The sequence below is a fragment of the Enterococcus durans NBRC 100479 = LMG 10746 genome, assembly GCF_001544215.1.
Taxonomy (GTDB): Bacteria; Bacillota; Bacilli; order Lactobacillales; family Enterococcaceae; genus Enterococcus_B; species Enterococcus_B durans.
Map to the genome: position 1 here is coordinate 1 of NZ_BCQB01000050.1, position 17,702 is coordinate 17,702.

Here is a 17,702-nt window from a genome sequence, read left to right on the forward strand (position 1 = left end):
TTTTAAGTTTCTCTAGTTCGGTGACGTCATCAACAGCGCTACCTTTCTTCTCTTCATCTGTTGCCATTTCAATCCATCTATTATTTTTAAAATCAAATTTTGGTTTCCAGTTAGGGACTGGTGGTTTAATCTCTGTACAGTTTTCAGGGATATTTTCTTGATTGTTCAAAATGATTTGCTCGAATCCGTAAGGCTTGATTGATTTGTAAACTACTTTCATTAGATTTCCTCCCTTAAATTGAATAAGTGATAACAAATGAATAATCCGATCCATAACTTGAATTTCTTCTCCATTTAATGGCTCCGTCTGCGCCAATAGATAGTTGAGCACTGTTCAAAGTAGAACGGTCTATTGACCCAACCAGTTGTTCAAAACTAATTGGTGTCCGATAGCCTTCTGGAATTGTTAGTATCGTTGAATCATTTCCGCCACCACTTTTTCCATTCAACGCAAAAAAATAAATAGTGACGGTTTTTCCTTCACGATAAAGCTTTGCTGATCCGGTATTCCCGTTTGTAACTGTTAAGGTTACGACTTCATATTTGTTGTCGTCTGTTGTCAAAACAGGCTTGCTTGATTTTGTCAAAGCTCCAGTAAAGTTTTTATTGCCCGGAATGTTCTGTGATGTGAGTAAATCAACTGCTTCACCGTTCAAAATTAGTTTTTTATCTTCAACTTTTGGCGTTTTTGCGAAAGTTATTTGCCCACCAATCGTTTGATCTGCTGTTTTGCTAACAAACATATCGTTAGATTCTGATTTACTGAAAAAATCGCCAGTGGTGAATTCAGCAAGAGCAGTTGCTACTTTTTCAGCGATTTCATTTGCTTGCTTATCTGATTCATTTATCAACCTTACTAATTCGTTATATTTCGAGTAGATTTGATCGTATTGGACCTGTTTATCACTAATGAACTGATTGAAAGTGGTTTGCATTTCACTCTGTAATTTTTCCAATGAAGAAATATAGTATTTCGCTTGCTCCGAATTAATATCCACTCGTTCTAACACGTCTATGATGAAGTTCTGAAAAGTCACTTTTTTGCCGTTAGGATCTACATATTCAAAATATGCTTGTTTGAATTGATGACTCGTGCTGAAATTTGACTTAGTGAACGTGTAACTAATTAACCCATTAGTCGAATCGATTATTTCTGGTTCTCCCTCGGTATAGTTACCGTTTGAAACTTCGCCCACAAATTTCAAAGTACCGTTTAGATTAATTACAAAAGGTGTAATTTCATCTTCCTCAAGAAGTTGTACATTGATTGTTGTGAGCCCCCCATCACCAACTCTACCAACAACACGGTGACGTAGATAAGTCTGTCTCTTATTTGCAGATAATTTAATTTCTAAATTTGCCACTCTTCCATACCTCCTAACTAAAAAGAAACTATATACCTAAGCACCATATTTGCGTTATCTCCACTTGCATTGCTTGCTGCACCTGTAAATATATTAGTATTCGAATTATAGTTTATTCGTTTACTAAACCACTTTTTGTGATAGTCATCAAATCCTGAAACAATTTCTCCTAAAACATTAGTAACAGTTACACGTTCTTTATAAAAAGGCGTAGTTACATATCTATCCTCAATTGCTTGCCCGTTTTCGTATGGGAGCCATACTAATAAAAAACCTGAAACTGTCTGCCACATTTTTTTTGAAGGTTGGACAGTTTGAGTATCATGCAATAACGCAGTCCCACTCCACAAAATTTCCCCTTTAGAGACAGTTAGCTCGTAACTATCCGATATCTTTGAGATTGAAACAGTTGATCCAGTAGAATTAACTGAGCATAGTGGTAAATTATAGACCTTATCACCATTGTTTAAATTACCTTTTATAACTTTTGTTATAAATTCTAGCTTGACTTGATTATTAGTCCATTCATATTCTTCCGATTCTGGAAGAATAGATCCAGGTATAACTTCTTGTGTCAAATCCACTGTTAATGCTATATAACCACTTGAGTTTGCTGGAACTGTTATACTTTCTTCTTGTCGAACAACGACCATACGACCTTGAATAATCGCTGCTCCTGCAGCAACTTTTACTGTTAATCCGCTTGAAGATAAATTCATAGACTGATCGTAACCATCAATAACCTGATTTTTCCGATTATATAAAACGTGATAAAGTCTAGCATCATTTTCTGCGCTTACTTTCACGTTTTCAAATTGATACCCATCCACATTGCTAACCATTTTTTATCCCCCATTATCTTCAAAATAATCCATAAAACGACTTCTTATGTTTCCAAAAGTCAATTCCACAAACTCCTTATCACTTGATATTCGCCAAGCTGTCAAAACCGACTTGTATATTTTTCCTTTATAAGAAATCGTGGCAAACATCCCTGTTTCAATCGTTTCGACATTCAAATTTTTTGCATTTCTTACAACATTCACTTTGATTTCATGCGAATACGTATTGCCTTTCAACTCTGATTTTGCCACATCTTCGTAGGATGCTTTATCTTCTGCGGTTTGATCGTAGATATTAACCAAAGTGACAGTTGGTTTCGTGATATTTTCTTTCGATCCATCTTGTGTCAAATTGTTTTCTTCGTCCAAATACCATGTTGACAGTATTATCGGTTTCTCTATATCTTTCATTGCTTTATCAACGATTAATAGCTTGTTCTCGTTTCCAGCGCCCGGCGCCTGAACAAACACATCCCAATCGCTAAATTCAGAAGAATTGTCTTTAATGTAAATTGATTCATTTACAGCACGTATGCCTGTATAGATTTTTCTGTTTTGAATTCCCTTGAAATACCATTTTACGTTGTATTTTTTGAAACCATTGAGAATATACGCACTTAACTTGTGTTTATTCGTATCGGTAGCTTGATACGAATGAGAGGTCGCACTTTCTGCTTTGACGTCTAAAATATCTTTTAGTTGTTTCGTTGGATCATTCAGCAAATAGTATTCAATCAACCGCCGGATATGCTCTTCGTAGTTATCTCCTGACACACGTGCAGTCGGTATCTCACTATCAGCTAAACTAAGTAAGCTTTTACAACTGATTTTTTCGTCTTCCTGCGACGTAATTACACCAAAATATGCAAATTTTCCACTAGGAATATATTTTGCTAGTAGAAAATCGCCTGTTTTTACAGGAACGTACTTATCCATCGTAAAGCTACTAGCCTCTTCGTTGATCTCGTCCGCACCAAATTCAAAACTGTTAGAGAATAAATGTTCGTTATAAAGCATTAAATCACGATGAAAAAGCGTGACTGCTAAAATCAAAACAGATCACGCTCCTCGTATAACTCAATCTCTACGTCTGCCCCCCCAACATGAAACACAATGCTGAATTCTCCAGTCGGAGCCTGAACAAAATTAGTTTTTGTATAATCCTGTTGTTGGTAGACAGAAGATTCTACCCCTGCAATATCTTTTAAAATCGCCGTTGTATCTTCAAAAATGCTTGATACTTCTAGAGTCTGTGTTTCAGTCATATCTATGAAGTATCCATCCGTTGCGATGATTTGTGAGTTTTGGATTACTTCCCAATACGGATTTGAACACTTCCCAATCACACGAATTTTTAGCGGGGACATCCGTTCCTTGCTATTCGTTAGGTATACAGAATTATTATTGAATTTGAATACACCTTTTTTCTCCCACAAGTTTTGAGTGTAGATATAAGATCTTTTATACGGAAAAACCTTACCACGTGTTTTCACTACATTAGGTCGCTGAATTAATTTTTCGCGTTTTACGGAATACCAGTTTGATGTGAAATATAGTTCTAAAGTGTCTGTTAGTAACGATGTTTTCGGATCGATTTCAGTCTTACTTAAAGATTTTAGACTGCATCTTCTTACCATTGTTTCGCCGTCAAAAGCAAATTCCAGTTCAAACGGACCTTCCGATAGGAACTGCACAAGTGAATTGTACAGTTCTTTTTCTCGAAACCCATGCACAGAAATGATTACAGATGACTGAAATTCAGATATTTCAACGCTCTCACTGCTTTCTCTGAAATTCCCCCACTGTCCCACATGTTCTTTTTTTACTTCAAACCCCATATTACTCAACCCAGTAGCAAAATAGTCTTCTGTGGACAAATCAATTTCTTCGTTTATTCTATTTCTCAGTAATACAGTTCGCATCTACATCCTCCTAACCAAGATCTTCTGAATATCTAAAGCTAAATCTCTATCAGTTCGGCTATTTCCTTTGAAAAATGCCAGCAATAACGATAACAGCTGATTCGTTGTTGCCGCCTGTTTTTCAATGGCTTCTAGGATTTCGTAATCACTGGAAACAGTTGTCGCATTTCCATAAGTTTTAGGAGAAACTCCTAGTTTGTCCATTGCGATAGACAATAATTGCATCGCTCTTGATCGTTTAGCCTTATCTAACGGAATAATAATTTCTGGCTTGTTTCCTTCTGCGATTTCCGCAATTTGATGTTGGTTTACAATTCCACCGTTTGCGTAACCATGACCACGCCCAATCACACCTAACATATCCGAACCATAGCGTTTTTTAGCGTAGTTGATAGCTGCTAAGATATCATCGAAACCGCTCATTATATTGCCGTATCCTGGAAAAGCATTCGCAGCAAATGTTCCCGGTTTTGTTTGGAGCAATCCAGTAGCATTACCGTCTGCTAAGCCGTCATTTCCACCAATGGCAAGCGGATTGCCACCTGATTCTGTTTGGATTTGTCGCATCCACGCATCAACATAAGCGGATGAGGTTGGTAAGTTATTCATTTTCAAAGCACGTTTTACATATGGCCGCCAGCGTTCTACGCCACTCCCACCAACGCTATCGCCACCGCTAACAAGTCCGCCCTGCGGATCTCTTACACCGTTCAAATGCACGTGGTCGTAGTGGTCACCATCAGGCCATGTCCGCCAATCATCATGCACACCTGTACCTGATTGTCCTGAACGGTCACGAACCTTACCATTTGTGATAACATAGCCGATTTTGTTTGCAAACTTCTCAAATGCGTAATTGGCTGCTTCTGTATATCTAGGGGAACCATTCACAACTCCCGGTAGCGCAATATCAATTGCGTTGTGCTTTCCGTGTGAGTATGGATCGCCTTCACGATAACCTGAGGTTACTTGAAAGCCTGGAAACTTCTTCATTACTGCAACTGCAACGTCCGCCAAGTATTTGTAAACGCCTTGCATGCCCATTGAAGTGTCTAAACTGCCACTGCTGAATAGTTCTGTGATTTTGTTCTTCAATGCTTCGGTAGCCTTGCTTAGAATACCTTTACCAACATCTAAAGGATATTTGACAAGCCCTTCCAGTACGCCAAGACCATTTAATACTTTCCTAGCCAACGCTCCTGGGTCTGTTACAAAATCCCATACATCGCCGACTACGTTTTTTAGTGTGTTTCCTACATTACCAGCAACATTTTTCACGCTGTCCCACATGTTACCAAAGAAGTTAGTACCTTTTTTGTAACGATATTTTGGTGCTTTGTTTCCAGTCATATAAGCTGTTTCTTCTGCGGTTAAGACGTGTGTGCCTTTTGGTGCATGCAACACTACGTTACGTCCTTTAGGTATGAATGCTCTACCATCTGGTGTGATAACTGTTTCTGCTCCACGTCCATCATTGACCATCATTGGTCCATTAATTGGGTGTCCACCTGCTGGTGTACCTGTAGCGTATTGTGGTACGTCCCAGTCTGTCAACGGTTCAGCGCCTAACTTCTCTAGCACCCATGACGCACCATGGATGATTGCGTTAACTGGTGTACCTATCGCTTTAAGTGCTGCGTTGAATACTTCTTTAAATGCGGCTACTACTGGATTTTTGCCGTTTCTGATAGCTTCAACCATTTTCTGTGGAATTTTTGTAAAGATATCAAAAATGAATGTTGGTAGCCCAAGCATTATACCTGTGGCTGTATCCCAAATTGCTTGGAAAACCTTTTTGTTTTCTTCAAAGAAATTCCAAATAGTTGCTAGAATTTTACCTAGGAACGTGTCTTTGATGTTTTGCCATATGGCATTACCAATACGCTGATACATATGTTTGATTTCTTCCCAAGCCTTACCCCAGTCACCTTTAAAAATATCCGTCCAAATCTTGATTGTACTAGAGATAATAATCATGGTTGTTTCTATTGTTGCCATGATGAGCCCAAGTTTTAATTTCAGTGCGTCCCATAGTATATTGAATGCTTCAATAATAACATCGCTATTGTGTTTTCCTGATCCACCAAACCTGTCTAGTGCCCCAGTAATGACTGATAAATCACCTGTGATACGACTGAGCCAGCCACTGAACTGTTGAAACAGGGGTAGTAAATCAGGTGCAATCTCGTCATCCCAAATCTTAACTAAATCTTTCCAGGATTGAATCATTTTATCCAAGCCTTCTTCAAGAAGTTTTTTTATTACCTCTTTAACAGAATCAAACGCCGTCTTAATGTTCTCTTTAGCTGTTTCTAGGGCTTCTATGTCTTCTTGACTCATCCCTAACGAACGTAGTAAGGAGTATCCTTGCATTTGGGTAGCTTCATCACCAGTAAACAGTTGCCAGAAACCTTTAACATACTGGGTTAATGTTTCACCTTTCTCCTTAACCTGTGTAATGAAATCATCTAACGCCCAGATGCTTTCCCAACTGAACCCCATCATGTTTAAAACGTGTTGATCACTTATTGTATCCTGTCCAGTCCACATTTTACCAATAACATCTTTTAAATTTGAGATAAAGGTACTAATATAAGAAAAAAAGAAATCTAGTGTTTTCATAGCATTAGGCAATGTATTATTAAAGAAATTCTCAATAGGTTGTGTCATCCCACCTGTGAACTCTTGTGCCCAGATAGCTATTGAGTTGACAGTTCCTTTCACCCCATTCGTGAAAGCTTCCCATGCTGTAGTATTAGTCACGGTGTTATTCAAATCTTCTGCGGCGCCTTCTGCGTCACCAAATGAATCGCTGGCTCCTGCCATTGCTTTAATGACTTTAAGTGAATTGTCTTCGCCTAGCGCAGACCATACTGTACCTGCTCTGTTTAGGGCGTCATATCCACCTTCCATATTTGCAAAGTCATTCATCATTGCCTTGACTACTTCACCCTGAGTCGCTTTGCCGTTTTTCCACTCATTAAATAAGTTCCTTGTTGATTTGCTGAACATGTCTGCGTTATCTTCAAAACGACCGTCCGTGAGTGAGATTCCCATTTCTTTGATTAAGTCATTGACTTTATCTAAGTTATATGCTCCACCGTCTAATCCAGCTGCAAGTAAACTGAATGTCTCATCTGCTGTGAATCCCATTTGACCAAATAACTGAGAGTATTCAGCCATATTATCTGCTAATTCATTTGATTGATTCAATCCATTTTGTGCACCTACGGTTAGCAGATCAAAAGCCTCTTGTCCACTAATACCAAAGTTTTCCATCATACGTGAAGCACCACGCATGGTTTCATTCACATCAGTATCAAATGTTTTACTAAATGAAATTGCATATTTAGTTAACTCTTTCATACCCTCTGGTGAAACCTTTTGCCCAACTGTTTGGTATAATTGTGTGATAGCCTCTTGAGCTTCTTCCAAGGTTTCTACCATTCCTGATTTCACTAAATCATTCGCAAAATTTAGGAAGTATTTAGATCCATCTTTAGTGATTCCCAGTTTACCCTGAAAGGTATTTGAGGCTTCCACTACTTCATTGAACGACTCTTTCAATGAGTCTGCAGCTTTAATCGCCATATCCAGTGCTTTTGTTGATATAGAAACAGCTAAACCTGTAGCCAATGCACTAAATTCTTTAGTAGCACTTTTGAAACCAGTTTCTGCTTTATTACCTTGTTTACCAGCTTCTTCTAGTGCGTCTCCCGCTTTATCTACTTTATCATCTACATTAGAGGCTTCTCTTTTCAACTCAGATAGTGCGTTAGTTACCCCTTCTAATTGCCTGCTAGATATTTGGCTTTGTCGTTCTAACTTTCCTAATGCCCTTTTTGCATCTTCGGTTTCGTTTGCTGAATCACCAAACTCATCAGCCATCAGTTTCACAACTTTGCGCTGTTCTTCGATAGCTTTCTCGGATAATTCCGTTTGTTTGGCTAGCCCTTTTTGTTTTGCTTCAAACGCACCAGTTTCATCACCAGCGGCTTTCAGCGCTTTTACTTCGGCATTCATTTGCCGTTCATTTTCTTTGATTTCATTAGATAAATCATTGACGGCTGTTTTGGAATACACCAATTCTTTTTTTGTGTCGTTCAACTGGCGACTGTAAGCATTATATTTTGCGGTAACATTGTTTATCTGTGTGTTAAGGTTAGCAACTTGTTTCGATTCCTCTCCATACTTGCTAATCGCTTCATCACGGCGCTTTGTTAATTCTCTTACTTTGGCGTTTTGCCCTTCCATAACCGTAGACAAGTCTTTCGTCTTTTGACTAAGTGCTTCGTATGAACGTCCTGCTGAATCATAAGCCTTTAGATTGGCACGCATATTCGACTCAGCTTGTTTGACTTTCGCATTGATTTCGTCCAGCGTGTTACCAAAATTAGTGTCATCTAAACTAATCCCTAGCTTGATATTTCCTGCCGGTTGTCCTTTTCCTGCCATTATTTACCTCCTTCCTCAAGTTTTGCCAAGTCTTCAGCCGATAAAAATTGTTTGATGAAATCAGCACCATCTACATATTCTTCGCCACTCTCCACTTCTCCAAAAAGGTGTAACAAATAATGATAGTCGGCTTCGTCCACATCTCTCATCGTCCAACCTGATTCGATTAAATCTTTGTAGATTTGATCCATTGCTTTCCTAGCTTCAGAAAAACTTATCTCTTTTTGCTCGCCATCTGCTTTTTTTCATTGTTTCCCAGTTCATTGATTTGTTCAAAAACACTTTCTAATGCCGGTACTAACTCGCTCGCAGTCAAACCGTCTAAAATAGCATCAAATGTAACTGCTGGATCTTGGAAAATATCTGCTGTAATTGCAATCATTGAATCAATTGCTTCTAAATCAGTTAGGTTTGCTCTTTCCGCTTTCTCGTAAAATTTGATACACTCACGCATTGCACGTGCGGAAATATCTTGTTGTTTGAATGTTTTTTTCTTTCCGTCAAGTTTCAATTGCAATTCAATCATTTGTTTTCCTCCTTGTTTTTACAAAAAAATAAGGCTAGCCAAAAATGGCTAACCTTGTGTATCGATTTTTGGTTCTGGTTATTTTGGTGTCCCTGTATCTGTCATTGGTGTAGATGCAGGATTAACTACTACACCCCTTTGTTATTTACCAAGTCCTTGAATTTTTGTAAGGTCATGTCTGTTGATTCTACGGCAGTCATAAATACATACCCACGTTCATCAGAAATGAATTCCCCTTCGATAGAATCGGTTTGCAATTCTACCCCTTTGTCTTGAGCTGTTTTCATGTTGATATCTGGATGACTGAATTTTCCTTTTGCCAATCCCATGAATAAGCGTTTTCCTTCTTTGTTCGCTGTAACCATGATAACCGACACGTAAGGCGCTTCAGTTTCTGAACCAATTACATTTACACCAGTCACGGTTTTAGCACCAATGATTTCGCTGTAAATGCCGTTATCCATTAAGTCTGCCACGTCAAGCGTAACCTTTGGCGACGAAACCCCTTTACTTGCAATGAAGAACGGTACGTTTGAAGCGTGTGTTATGTTAGAAGTTGCGCCTAATCCAGTAATTTTAGCTTCGATCGCTCCGCCTTTCGCCTTATCTGCTACTAATTCTTTTAGAGTGCCTTTTTCATCTGTTTTTACGCCAAAAATGACGCTCTCAAATCCTACTGTTGCCATCTATTTTCTCTCCTTTTAATTTAGTGAAATATTTGCTACATATCGTTTGATAATCCGCTTTGCACCTTCCAAATCCTCGTCATCTGTTTGTTCCGTGTATGCGCATTGCCAACCATTCCCCCTCATAACCTCATCGAGAGTAAAATAAAAGGCATCAACCTCTTTTAAGGTCGACACCCATACATCTACTTGTACGTTGAATTGAATGGTCAAAGGATTATTGCTTGCGAAATCTTCATAGTTGCCGGATATCTCTGTAATTCTGCCAACTGGAAGGCTAGGTACTGTTTGAGCCGATTCCGGAACACTATTGGTGTAAAAATCAATGTTCTTTGTTTTTTCATTGCTATTCAGAATTGAATAGACTTGTGATACTGCCGTTTTCAAAGTCCTAGCCTCCTTTTTACTTCGTCAGCAATGATTTGTGTTACTTGTTTTTCGATTTGCTTTTGTGTTTTTTGTACGAAACCTTTTGGATCTTGTTTGATTGATCCAAACTCGATAAAGTGCATCCGCCAAGCGACATCTTTGTCATAACCAATATCAATCGTGCCGTTTTTCACTGAACCAGTGACAACGTGATCCTTTGCATGTTCTTGCATATACGAACCACGTTTACCGTTTGACTTCGTTCCATCCCAGTAAGGTGTGTTTTGTCGTAACTTTTCTTGAGCGTACTCCCCAGCTTTTCTAAGTGCTGGGCTTTCCACTCGTTGAACGTTTGCTTTTACTTCCCTAAGCGCTTTGTACACTTCGGTTGCATCGACTTCTACACTCATTTTTGAACCTCTTTCGCAATGACAGTGGTGAAATCTTTGGCAAACTCGCCCTTGGTGATCGTGATAATCTCAAAAGTTTTGCCTTTCCAACGCACTTTCATGTCGTTTTCGAGTTCTACTTTTTGCTGATAGCGGATAATAAACGTTAACGTCCCCTCAAGAACCGTCCCGATTGAAGCTTTGACATCGCTCAAGCGTTGTGTTTGAACACAAGCCCAACATGAAAAAACAGTCTCAGGTGTGGTGACCAGCTGGCCGTCCTCGTCCTTGACTGTCGTATCCTTTATAAAGTCAATACGTTGACTTAGGTCACTCGTCTGTATTAACGCCATGATCTAGCCCCCTCAACTGATGAATCAAAGCAGTCACTCCAAACGGAATCTCCGCGAATGCTTTTTCACTTGTAGCAATCCGGTTCTCATACCAGTGAGACACCAGCAACGTGACCGCATAGTTAAAACGTTCATCATCTGTATTTTCGACTTCGATCGATCCAAGAATAAATTTTTCAGCCGTGGACACCAACATTTTTAAAAGCTCGTCGTCCAGATTATGATCAATGCGAAGGTATGTTTTTAGTTCTGCCAGTTCCATTCAATCACCGCCTATTTAGCAGTTACGGTAACTTCACACACCGCAGTTTTTCCGTTTGCAGTTGTTGCAGTGATTTTTGCTGTACCAGCTGCAATACCTGTGATTTTGCCTTGAACCGGCGTTACTGTGGCAATTGCCTCATCGCTAGAACTGTATTTAACCGATTTGTCCGTTGCGTCAGCTGGCAAGACAGTCGCTGACAGTGTTTCTGATGCCCCCACCGTAAGCGTAGTCGTTGTTTTGTTTAACGTTACGCCGGATGGGTCTATACTTTTGGGGCTAACGTAACATAGAAACCTGCTTTGTTATCTGCTACTTGAACGTCAAAACGAACGAAACCTGCCAATAATTGACCATAAACATCGTTATCAACCCAACGAACTGACGCTTGTTGGCGGTCGAAGTATTTAGCAAAAAGTGAAGGGTCGCCCACGAATGCTACTTTGTCACCTGCTTTTGTTCCAATTACATCATCCGCCATTACAACAACTTCACGCCCTAATAGTTTGTAACCAGACGCGACAGTCACATCTTGCTGCAATAAATAACGTCCATCGTTGTCTTTCATTTTATCCAATTCGTTAAAGAAGCTTTGAGAGGCAATGATTTTGACTGCATACGCTGGATCAATCGCAACGTTCACGATGTCTTTCAAATCGTCAATCGTAGTAACAGTTTTAGCTGTTGCTTTTTGCAACTTAGCAGCAATTGCAGCGTTTGAAGTGTTTAGTGATTGACGTTGGATATGTTCAGCGACCAAACCGCCTAGATCGATATCGGAATCGTCTAATGCTTCTTGAGAAACTGGAATGTATCCACGGTAAGTGGCAATTTCGTAGTTTACTTTTGTAAATTCAGGGTTAGCTAACGCTGGGTTTTTAGCCAATTCAGCCACAGAGATCATTTTATTTTTGTTAGCTCTCAAAATTGGATATGATCCTGTACCTGTCGTAACTGGTACACGGCCAACATGTTGACGTAAGTCGACAACTGTTTCTGGTTGTTTTTCTGGTTTAGTGATACGGTCAACTGGAATAACTGCTTCTGCTCCGACTGTTGTCAATCCGTCGCGTTTTTCTCCTTTTGTACGAATGAATTGATTGATTGAGCGTGTGTATGGTTCTTTTTTGTCGTTTAGGATAACTTCCATTGATCTTTTCTCCTCTTCTTTCTTTTTTTCGTCCTTTTTAGGAGGAATAGGTGGTACTTCCTTCTCTTTTTCAGGTTCTTTATCCTTTTCAGGTTCAGTTGGTTCAGTTGGTTCTTCTGTCTCAGGCTCTGTTTTAGGCTCATCAGAAGCTCCTAGACCTTTTAGTTCGTCTTCTAGCTCTGTCTTGAGTTGTGCTTGCGTTTCTTCTTGCTCTTTATTAGCCCGAATCTGAGCTAACAAGCCTTTTGCTTTTTCCAAATCGCCTGCATCAAGCGCTTTTTGCGCTTCTGCTTTTAACTTTTCGTTATCCAAAATCTTTCCTCCTTTTGTTTTTGGGTATAAAAAAAGAACCTCTAGTAATTTAGAAGTTCTAGCTCTATCTGTAGTTTTCGTTTTTCTTGCTCATCGATAGCTCGTTTTAGTGAACGCTGTGCAAGTGCTGCATCCGTTCCGTTATATGCTGGAATTGATACGATTGATATCTCAAAGAGTTCATCAATACTGTTTAAATTCCGAATGTACGTACCGTTTTCTTGTGTCCATGTTTGAGAGTCGTCTCTAACGACAAAACCAAATGAACATTCATTGATATCTCCTCTGCTAATTGATTCATACAAATCGTTTGCATAGGAGGTGTTCGGCAACTGGCATCTAAAATGCAGTCCAACATCATCAACGGTTAGTTCTAATGTTTGCGAAGCTGTACGTCCTAAAACCATGCTGGAATCGTGATCCACAAAACATCGAACATCAGATAGATCAGTGTTTGCTAGTGCTTCAGGAGAAATAATCTCTTTGAAGCCCCCCAAATCTTTGCTTAATGAATTAAATTTAAGTGCGTAGCCTTCAATCGTCCGGTTCTCCCCTGATTGAACTTCCGCTAGGCTCCGAATTTCCATTTCCATTATTTACACCTCCTTTCACTGTGGTTTTGGTGTAGATAACGTTTCCGCCAGGGATATCAGCTAATCCGTAATAATTCCTGATTTCGTTAACTAACAGATATCCGTCTCCACCGTTGCCACCGTCCATAGCTTTATTCATACGAGAAGCCGTGTCTTGACCAGTTAGCGTTGAGAAATCCAATTCCACATTGATTCCTAACTTGATTGCTAACTCGTCTGTAATCATCTGTGAGAGTGCCCTAAGCGTACTAGAAACGTAGGAATCGTTAGCCGAATCGTCTTTTGTATTGACTAACTCCATACCAAAACGTGACAAAGGAATGCCGAACGCTTTAGCAATTTGCTTTGTCGAGTACACGTTGTTTTGAATCATCTTCAAAATATCCGTATTTAGCTCAAACTGTTTGAATTCCTGTGTATCGTCCAAAACAATTACGCTATTAGCGTTTGAAGCACCGCTGTTTACTTCTTCAAAGTCTTGCTTAATTTGCTTTTTAGACTTGTTATTCAGCGTACCTTTATTGAGCTTCAAAACTCCGCCTGCTTGAATCCCCTTCTTGAAGAAGGAGCTTAGCATTTTGTTCCCATTGTCGAGCATGGAAAGTTCTGTTTTGAGTGCATCCAATGGACTGATACCGGTTTTTCCGTTTACAGTCACATATTTAAAATGAAGCATTTCCGAACTATCAACTTTATAAGACGTTCCAGCTTTGTTTGTGTACTCATACCGCAACACACCTGTCTCTAAATCTTCGTAAACGACGACTTGTGACGGTTTAGCGAACTCAAGCCAGTCTTCGTGGATGATAGCAAAGGAGTTACCAGACAGTAGCATTTGAGCTATAGTCGCAAACATGAACGAATACGGAGTCATACTTGCGTTTGGGTACTTGTTCAACATGTCTAACTTTCGAATGTCTGCTTGCTTATTATCGGAAAATTTGAACTTGCTGGCGGCAATATCTCCAGCCAATATCTTTACCGCTGTAAACACATCAGACTGTTCTAGTGCCGTTTCTCCGTCAAAGTTGATGGTCGTGTTCCCATTTACAGTTGAAATGAAGTCGAGCATTGTACTCGAACGACTGGACAGGCTGCGCTTTTCTGTTTTGAAGAATAATCCCATTTATTCACCTCCTTTCAGCTACATTCCGGACTCTCGAACCAAAATAAAAACAGTCAGCATCAAACAGATACCAACTGTTAAAAAACCAACTACCAAATTAAACAAAAAAGCCGCGACTACGAATGAAGCTAGTCCCAGCACATAAAGTAAAATTACTAATATTCGCAATAAGTTACCAACCAAATCCGTACTCTCCTTTTTCAATTAATTCATTTATGTCTTCTTCGTCAAAATCATGGTACATAGCTTGAGTGTATGCATTAATTAACGCATCTAGTGGATCAATCTTGTTTCGATTCATTGCTTTATCAATCATGATCGTATCGTTGTTTTCTTTCGTGATTGCATTCCTAATCGCTCGGTTGAGTAGAGGGTTGTTGGAATGTACCGTCTTGCCCTGAATAATGTCTGTACGCAATTGTTTCGTTGGTGCGTTTAAAGTAATCAATCCTTGGCGTGTTTCAATCATTTCTTTTTCATAAAATTTCGACAGGTCAGTAATAACATTGCCAGCGTTGTATGGATCATAAAAAATTCCTTTTAGTTCAAAACTATTACTTTCTATGAAATCAGTTATCCAATCAACTAAATCATGATAATCGATTAAGCCGTCAGCATTACTACTGATTGTGCAGTAGCCTGCTTGTTCATACTGACGATAAGGTGTTTTATCCTCTTTTTCCTTTGCTTCAATCCCACCTCTGTTAGCAACAAAAGAATAACTATCGATATAGAATTTCTTCTCCTCTCGAATTGGAATAATCCACGATATTGAAGTTAAGTCATTCACTCGTGATAAATCGACACCAACATAAATTTCTCGACCTGTTAAATCTGTTTTTTTGATGTAATCAGGTGCAATAGCTGCAAGCCATTCTTCTTCATTCATGTAGCTTTCCTGAGACGACTGTATCCATATGTTAAATTCTTTTGTTAGGACATTTGAAATACTACCTTTCGCTTTTCCTTCGTCTAACAGGCGCTTTTTACTTTCTGATAGTCTTTCTTTTTGTTGAAAAATTTCCATTAATGGATTAGACTTTATCCATGTTTCAGGATCAGCAATTTCTTTCGCATTGTCTTGCTCCCAACAAAGAGCTAAATACTCGTCACCCACAACTTCGTTTTTCAATAGTTTAGTAATGTATTGATACTCAACTGAATACATCGGATAGTTCAGCTTACTTGAAGCAGTGGAAATAATTATTGTTAACGGCTCAATTTGTTGACCCATCGACGTTTCGATAACGTCCATCATTTCTGTCGTTTTAGATAAGGCGTACTCGTCAAAAATACCTAATAATGTATCTAAGCCATCTAATGTGTCTGCATCAGCAGATAATGGCTTCATAAATGAATCATCAGTTGTAACGAGTTCATTCTGAAGAACCTTCGTAAATTTTTGAATTGCTTTGCTTTTACTTCTTAACGCTTTTAGTTGCGACTTAACCATATTAAAAACAATTTTCGCTTGGTCCCGTTTGTTGGCAGTAGCATATATTTGTCTTGCTTGAAACGGATTGCGCTCATAAATCAAACAATACAACGCGATTCCAGATACAATTAAAGACTTACCCTGTTTACGTGCAAGCGAGAGGTAAGCCTTTCTGAATCGTCTAGTATTATCTTTTTTTCTACGCCAGCCCCACAGCATGCCTAAAATGAATTTTTGAAACTTAGCTAGTTTATTCGGCTTGCCAGATTTGGGGTCAGGAAGCATTGAAATGAACTTAACAATATTTTTCGCATATTTTGGATCATAATAAAATGGATAATCATCTTGCTTCGATTTCTCAATATCTGATTTATGGCGATCGATAGCTTGCTGTATTTTCTCACCAACTAAAATATCGCCCGACTCTACTGCATCAATATATTTTTGAACGTGGTCAATCATCGTTATCAGCTTCGTTCATCATTTCAGCAAACGGATCGTCTGGTTCTTTCTCTAACTCTTGAGGATTAACGATCTTTAACCGAGAGTTGATTGTCAGCCCTAAATCATTAGTGGCTGTTTTCAGTTCTTTAGAGAATGAATTGACAGTATCGATCAAAGGATTTTTTCGACCATCAATCAAAAAGCCTTGTTCGTCTAACTCTTTGCTTGCTTTGTCGTACAGATACGAGTAGTTGCAGTAGCGAATCATTGTTTGTTGGTCTAGTTCTGAAATAGGCAAGTCCTGAATGTAGTGAGAGATTCTATCCCACTCTTTTTGCGCTTCTTTCAAAAGTCCGACCGGATAATTTGAAAAGTCCAGTCTTGGATAGTTGTATAGCTTTTCTTCTTCGGCTTTTTTAGCTTCAATTTCTTCTTTTGTGTAATTCTTTTTGCTTGCGTTAAGCAATTTCTTCGGCCTGCCTTTGCTCATTTCATCACTCCTATCTATTTTACAAATTTTCTAAAGGGAATTTTTTTCCGAGAAGGGAGGGCATCGATTTTCTTCGTTCTAGCGACATAGGGCGGGTTATTTTTTATCAAAACTATTATTTAGTATATTTATATACACTTTAAGCAAAACGCCTTAGAACGCAAATTAGAGCCTTTTAAGGCTATATGCCTTTTTATGCTCTTTGTTGTGGCACGACTGGCAAATACTTTCTAACGTATCGTAGTCTAACCTTTTATCCCAATCTTCTTTTACTTCCGTTTTGTGATGGACTATCGTAGCACTGGTTATTTTCCCATTTCTCAAACACTCCTCACATAGTGGTTGGTCTGCCAGCTTGCTACGTCTTAGCTTCTTCCATTGGCTTGAAGCATAGAAGCGAGCATACCTTATGTTGTCTTTGTTATATCTCACTTCTCTGTTATACGTCTTGTCTGCATTGCCTTTGTGTTTCTCGCAATAACTTTCGGGCAAGACTACATACTCACGACACCAAGCGACCGAGCATTTCCTTTTAGGCATTCTCGTGTACCCAACCAAAGAACCTTGTCCAGCCTTCCATCTGCTCTGCCTTGCTGTATGTATCTGCGTAGGTATTCGTATGACTGCTTTCTGTCTTTAGCACGTGAAGGACAATTTCTTCTTTTGTGTAGCTGTCAGGAAGTTTATTCTTAGAATGCATGTAGCAACGTTTCAAATGTTCGAGGTAACTCATCTATCTATCCACCTCTCTATGTTGTATTGGATATACTCGTCTTTCCAATAGCCATGACCGCAATATATCAGCTTGCATTTATCTATCTCTTTTGGTGTTGCTTCTCTCTCCATTTCAACAATGGAGTACTTCCCTTTGATTTGTACAGAACGCACAACACGCACTGAACAATCATCAATGGTTCGAGGATATTCATTAATTAGTGATACATACCAGTAGTTTCTCATTATGCAGCCTCCTTTATGTAATGT

Annotated in this window: 21 protein-coding genes and 2 pseudogenes; all 23 read right to left on the reverse strand. The window is 39.1% G+C overall.

What is annotated here, in order from left to right:
- Window positions 1-220, reverse strand: a 220-nt coding sequence (locus tag ED2_RS11665; RefSeq protein ID WP_060789810.1) for a YomQ N-terminal domain-containing protein, incomplete at its 3' end; no start/stop codon positions are given.
- A 13-nt stretch (window positions 221-233) separates the two neighbouring features.
- Window positions 234-533 (reverse strand): annotated as a pseudogene (locus ED2_RS16440) (BppU family phage baseplate upper protein); the annotation flags it as partial.
- Window positions 534-941: 408 nt separating this feature from the next.
- Window positions 942-1,364 (reverse strand): annotated as a pseudogene (locus ED2_RS16445) (BppU family phage baseplate upper protein); the annotation flags it as partial.
- Between the two features lie 17 nt (window positions 1,365-1,381).
- A complete protein-coding gene (locus tag ED2_RS11675) occupies window positions 1,382-2,206 on the reverse strand; it encodes a hypothetical protein (protein WP_016176404.1) in 825 nt (274 codons plus the stop codon).
- Window positions 2,207-2,209: 3 nt separating this feature from the next.
- Window positions 2,210-3,259, reverse strand: a complete 1,050-nt coding sequence (locus ED2_RS11680) for a hypothetical protein (RefSeq protein WP_016177668.1) — start codon at window positions 3,257-3,259, stop codon at window positions 2,210-2,212.
- Window positions 3,256-4,128, reverse strand: a complete 873-nt coding sequence (locus ED2_RS11685; protein WP_016177667.1) for a phage distal tail protein domain-containing protein — start codon at window positions 4,126-4,128, stop codon at window positions 3,256-3,258. The genes ED2_RS11680 and ED2_RS11685 overlap by 4 nt, the downstream gene beginning before the upstream one ends.
- Window positions 4,129-8,583 carry a phage tail tape measure protein gene (locus tag ED2_RS11690; protein ID WP_016177666.1) on the reverse strand — a complete coding sequence of 1,485 codons (4,455 nt, stop codon included), beginning with the start codon at window positions 8,581-8,583 and terminating at the stop codon, window positions 4,129-4,131.
- The gene (locus ED2_RS11695) at window positions 8,583-8,774 is read right to left on the reverse strand and encodes a hypothetical protein (protein ID WP_060789812.1); all 192 of its coding nucleotides are present in this window, start codon (window positions 8,772-8,774) and stop codon (window positions 8,583-8,585) included. The genes ED2_RS11690 and ED2_RS11695 overlap by 1 nt, the downstream gene beginning before the upstream one ends.
- A 23-nt stretch (window positions 8,775-8,797) precedes the next feature.
- Window positions 8,798-9,109: a phage tail assembly chaperone G gene (gene gpG, locus ED2_RS11700; RefSeq protein ID WP_016177665.1), complete on the reverse strand. Its 312-nt coding sequence runs from the start codon at window positions 9,107-9,109 to the stop codon at window positions 8,798-8,800.
- 128 nt (window positions 9,110-9,237) lie between these two features.
- The gene (locus ED2_RS11705; RefSeq protein ID WP_060789813.1) at window positions 9,238-9,795 is read right to left on the reverse strand and encodes a major tail protein; all 558 of its coding nucleotides are present in this window, start codon (window positions 9,793-9,795) and stop codon (window positions 9,238-9,240) included.
- Window positions 9,796-9,810: 15 nt separating this feature from the next.
- Window positions 9,811-10,182 carry a hypothetical protein gene (locus ED2_RS11710; RefSeq protein ID WP_060789814.1) on the reverse strand — a complete coding sequence of 124 codons (372 nt, stop codon included), beginning with the start codon at window positions 10,180-10,182 and terminating at the stop codon, window positions 9,811-9,813.
- The gene (locus tag ED2_RS11715; protein ID WP_016177663.1) at window positions 10,179-10,574 is read right to left on the reverse strand and encodes an HK97-gp10 family putative phage morphogenesis protein; all 396 of its coding nucleotides are present in this window, start codon (window positions 10,572-10,574) and stop codon (window positions 10,179-10,181) included. The genes ED2_RS11710 and ED2_RS11715 overlap by 4 nt, the downstream gene beginning before the upstream one ends.
- The gene (locus tag ED2_RS11720; protein WP_060789815.1) at window positions 10,571-10,906 is read right to left on the reverse strand and encodes a phage head closure protein; all 336 of its coding nucleotides are present in this window, start codon (window positions 10,904-10,906) and stop codon (window positions 10,571-10,573) included. The genes ED2_RS11715 and ED2_RS11720 overlap by 4 nt, the downstream gene beginning before the upstream one ends.
- Window positions 10,884-11,168: a head-tail connector protein gene (locus ED2_RS11725; protein ID WP_060789816.1), complete on the reverse strand. Its 285-nt coding sequence runs from the start codon at window positions 11,166-11,168 to the stop codon at window positions 10,884-10,886. Before ED2_RS11725 ends, ED2_RS11720 begins: the two co-directional genes overlap by 23 nt.
- 11 nt (window positions 11,169-11,179) lie before the next feature.
- The gene (locus ED2_RS11730; RefSeq protein WP_082705235.1) at window positions 11,180-11,437 is read right to left on the reverse strand and encodes an Ig-like domain-containing protein; all 258 of its coding nucleotides are present in this window, start codon (window positions 11,435-11,437) and stop codon (window positions 11,180-11,182) included.
- Entirely contained in the window at window positions 11,434-12,630 is a 1,197-nt protein-coding gene (locus ED2_RS11735; protein WP_058128654.1) for a phage major capsid protein, read from the reverse strand. The genes ED2_RS11730 and ED2_RS11735 overlap by 4 nt, the downstream gene beginning before the upstream one ends.
- Window positions 12,631-12,671: 41 nt before the next feature.
- Window positions 12,672-13,223: an HK97 family phage prohead protease gene (locus ED2_RS11740; protein WP_060789818.1), complete on the reverse strand. Its 552-nt coding sequence runs from the start codon at window positions 13,221-13,223 to the stop codon at window positions 12,672-12,674.
- Window positions 13,165-14,349 carry a phage portal protein gene (locus ED2_RS11745; RefSeq protein WP_060789819.1) on the reverse strand — a complete coding sequence of 395 codons (1,185 nt, stop codon included), beginning with the start codon at window positions 14,347-14,349 and terminating at the stop codon, window positions 13,165-13,167. The genes ED2_RS11740 and ED2_RS11745 overlap by 59 nt, the downstream gene beginning before the upstream one ends.
- A 172-nt stretch (window positions 14,350-14,521) precedes the next feature.
- Window positions 14,522-16,246 (reverse strand): terminase large subunit, encoded by a 1,725-nt coding sequence (locus ED2_RS11750; RefSeq protein WP_060789820.1) that lies wholly within the window; start codon window positions 16,244-16,246, stop codon window positions 14,522-14,524.
- Window positions 16,239-16,718, reverse strand: a complete 480-nt coding sequence (locus ED2_RS11755; protein ID WP_060789821.1) for a phage terminase small subunit P27 family — start codon at window positions 16,716-16,718, stop codon at window positions 16,239-16,241. The genes ED2_RS11750 and ED2_RS11755 overlap by 8 nt, the downstream gene beginning before the upstream one ends.
- A 165-nt stretch (window positions 16,719-16,883) precedes the next feature.
- Window positions 16,884-17,258 (reverse strand): HNH endonuclease signature motif containing protein, encoded by a 375-nt coding sequence (locus ED2_RS11760; RefSeq protein ID WP_060789822.1) that lies wholly within the window; start codon window positions 17,256-17,258, stop codon window positions 16,884-16,886.
- Window positions 17,251-17,451, reverse strand: coding sequence for a hypothetical protein (locus ED2_RS11765; protein ID WP_002333645.1), 201 nt, complete (start codon window positions 17,449-17,451; stop codon window positions 17,251-17,253). Before ED2_RS11765 ends, ED2_RS11760 begins: the two co-directional genes overlap by 8 nt.
- Window positions 17,448-17,678 carry a hypothetical protein gene (locus tag ED2_RS11770; RefSeq protein ID WP_016252616.1) on the reverse strand — a complete coding sequence of 77 codons (231 nt, stop codon included), beginning with the start codon at window positions 17,676-17,678 and terminating at the stop codon, window positions 17,448-17,450. The genes ED2_RS11765 and ED2_RS11770 overlap by 4 nt, the downstream gene beginning before the upstream one ends.
- Between the last annotated feature and the right edge of the window lie 24 nt (window positions 17,679-17,702).

Coding starts and splice junctions, on each gene's coding strand:
- ED2_RS11705 (WP_060789813.1), bottom strand. CDS start 9,795: ATGGCAACAGTAGGATTTGAGAGCGTCATTTTTGGCGTAAAAACAGAT.
- ED2_RS11720 (WP_060789815.1), bottom strand. CDS start 10,906: ATGGCGTTAATACAGACGAGTGACCTAAGTCAACGTATTGACTTTATA.
- ED2_RS11765 (WP_002333645.1), bottom strand. CDS start 17,451: ATGAGTTACCTCGAACATTTGAAACGTTGCTACATGCATTCTAAGAAT.
- ED2_RS11755 (WP_060789821.1), bottom strand. CDS start 16,718: ATGAGCAAAGGCAGGCCGAAGAAATTGCTTAACGCAAGCAAAAAGAAT.
- ED2_RS11690 (WP_016177666.1), bottom strand. CDS start 8,583: ATGGCAGGAAAAGGACAACCGGCAGGAAATATCAAGCTAGGGATTAGT.
- gpG (WP_016177665.1), bottom strand. CDS start 9,109: ATGATTGAATTGCAATTGAAACTTGACGGAAAGAAAAAAACATTCAAA.
- ED2_RS11770 (WP_016252616.1), bottom strand. CDS start 17,678: ATGAGAAACTACTGGTATGTATCACTAATTAATGAATATCCTCGAACC.
- ED2_RS11725 (WP_060789816.1), bottom strand. CDS start 11,168: ATGGAACTGGCAGAACTAAAAACATACCTTCGCATTGATCATAATCTG.
- ED2_RS11695 (WP_060789812.1), bottom strand. CDS start 8,774: ATGGATCAAATCTACAAAGATTTAATCGAATCAGGTTGGACGATGAGA.
- ED2_RS11685 (WP_016177667.1), bottom strand. CDS start 4,128: ATGCGAACTGTATTACTGAGAAATAGAATAAACGAAGAAATTGATTTG.
- ED2_RS11675 (WP_016176404.1), bottom strand. CDS start 2,206: ATGGTTAGCAATGTGGATGGGTATCAATTTGAAAACGTGAAAGTAAGC.
- ED2_RS11750 (WP_060789820.1), bottom strand. CDS start 16,246: ATGATTGACCACGTTCAAAAATATATTGATGCAGTAGAGTCGGGCGAT.
- ED2_RS11745 (WP_060789819.1), bottom strand. CDS start 14,349: ATGGGATTATTCTTCAAAACAGAAAAGCGCAGCCTGTCCAGTCGTTCG.
- ED2_RS11740 (WP_060789818.1), bottom strand. CDS start 13,223: ATGGAAATGGAAATTCGGAGCCTAGCGGAAGTTCAATCAGGGGAGAAC.
- ED2_RS11760 (WP_060789822.1), bottom strand. CDS start 17,258: ATGCCTAAAAGGAAATGCTCGGTCGCTTGGTGTCGTGAGTATGTAGTC.
- ED2_RS11715 (WP_016177663.1), bottom strand. CDS start 10,574: ATGAGTGTAGAAGTCGATGCAACCGAAGTGTACAAAGCGCTTAGGGAA.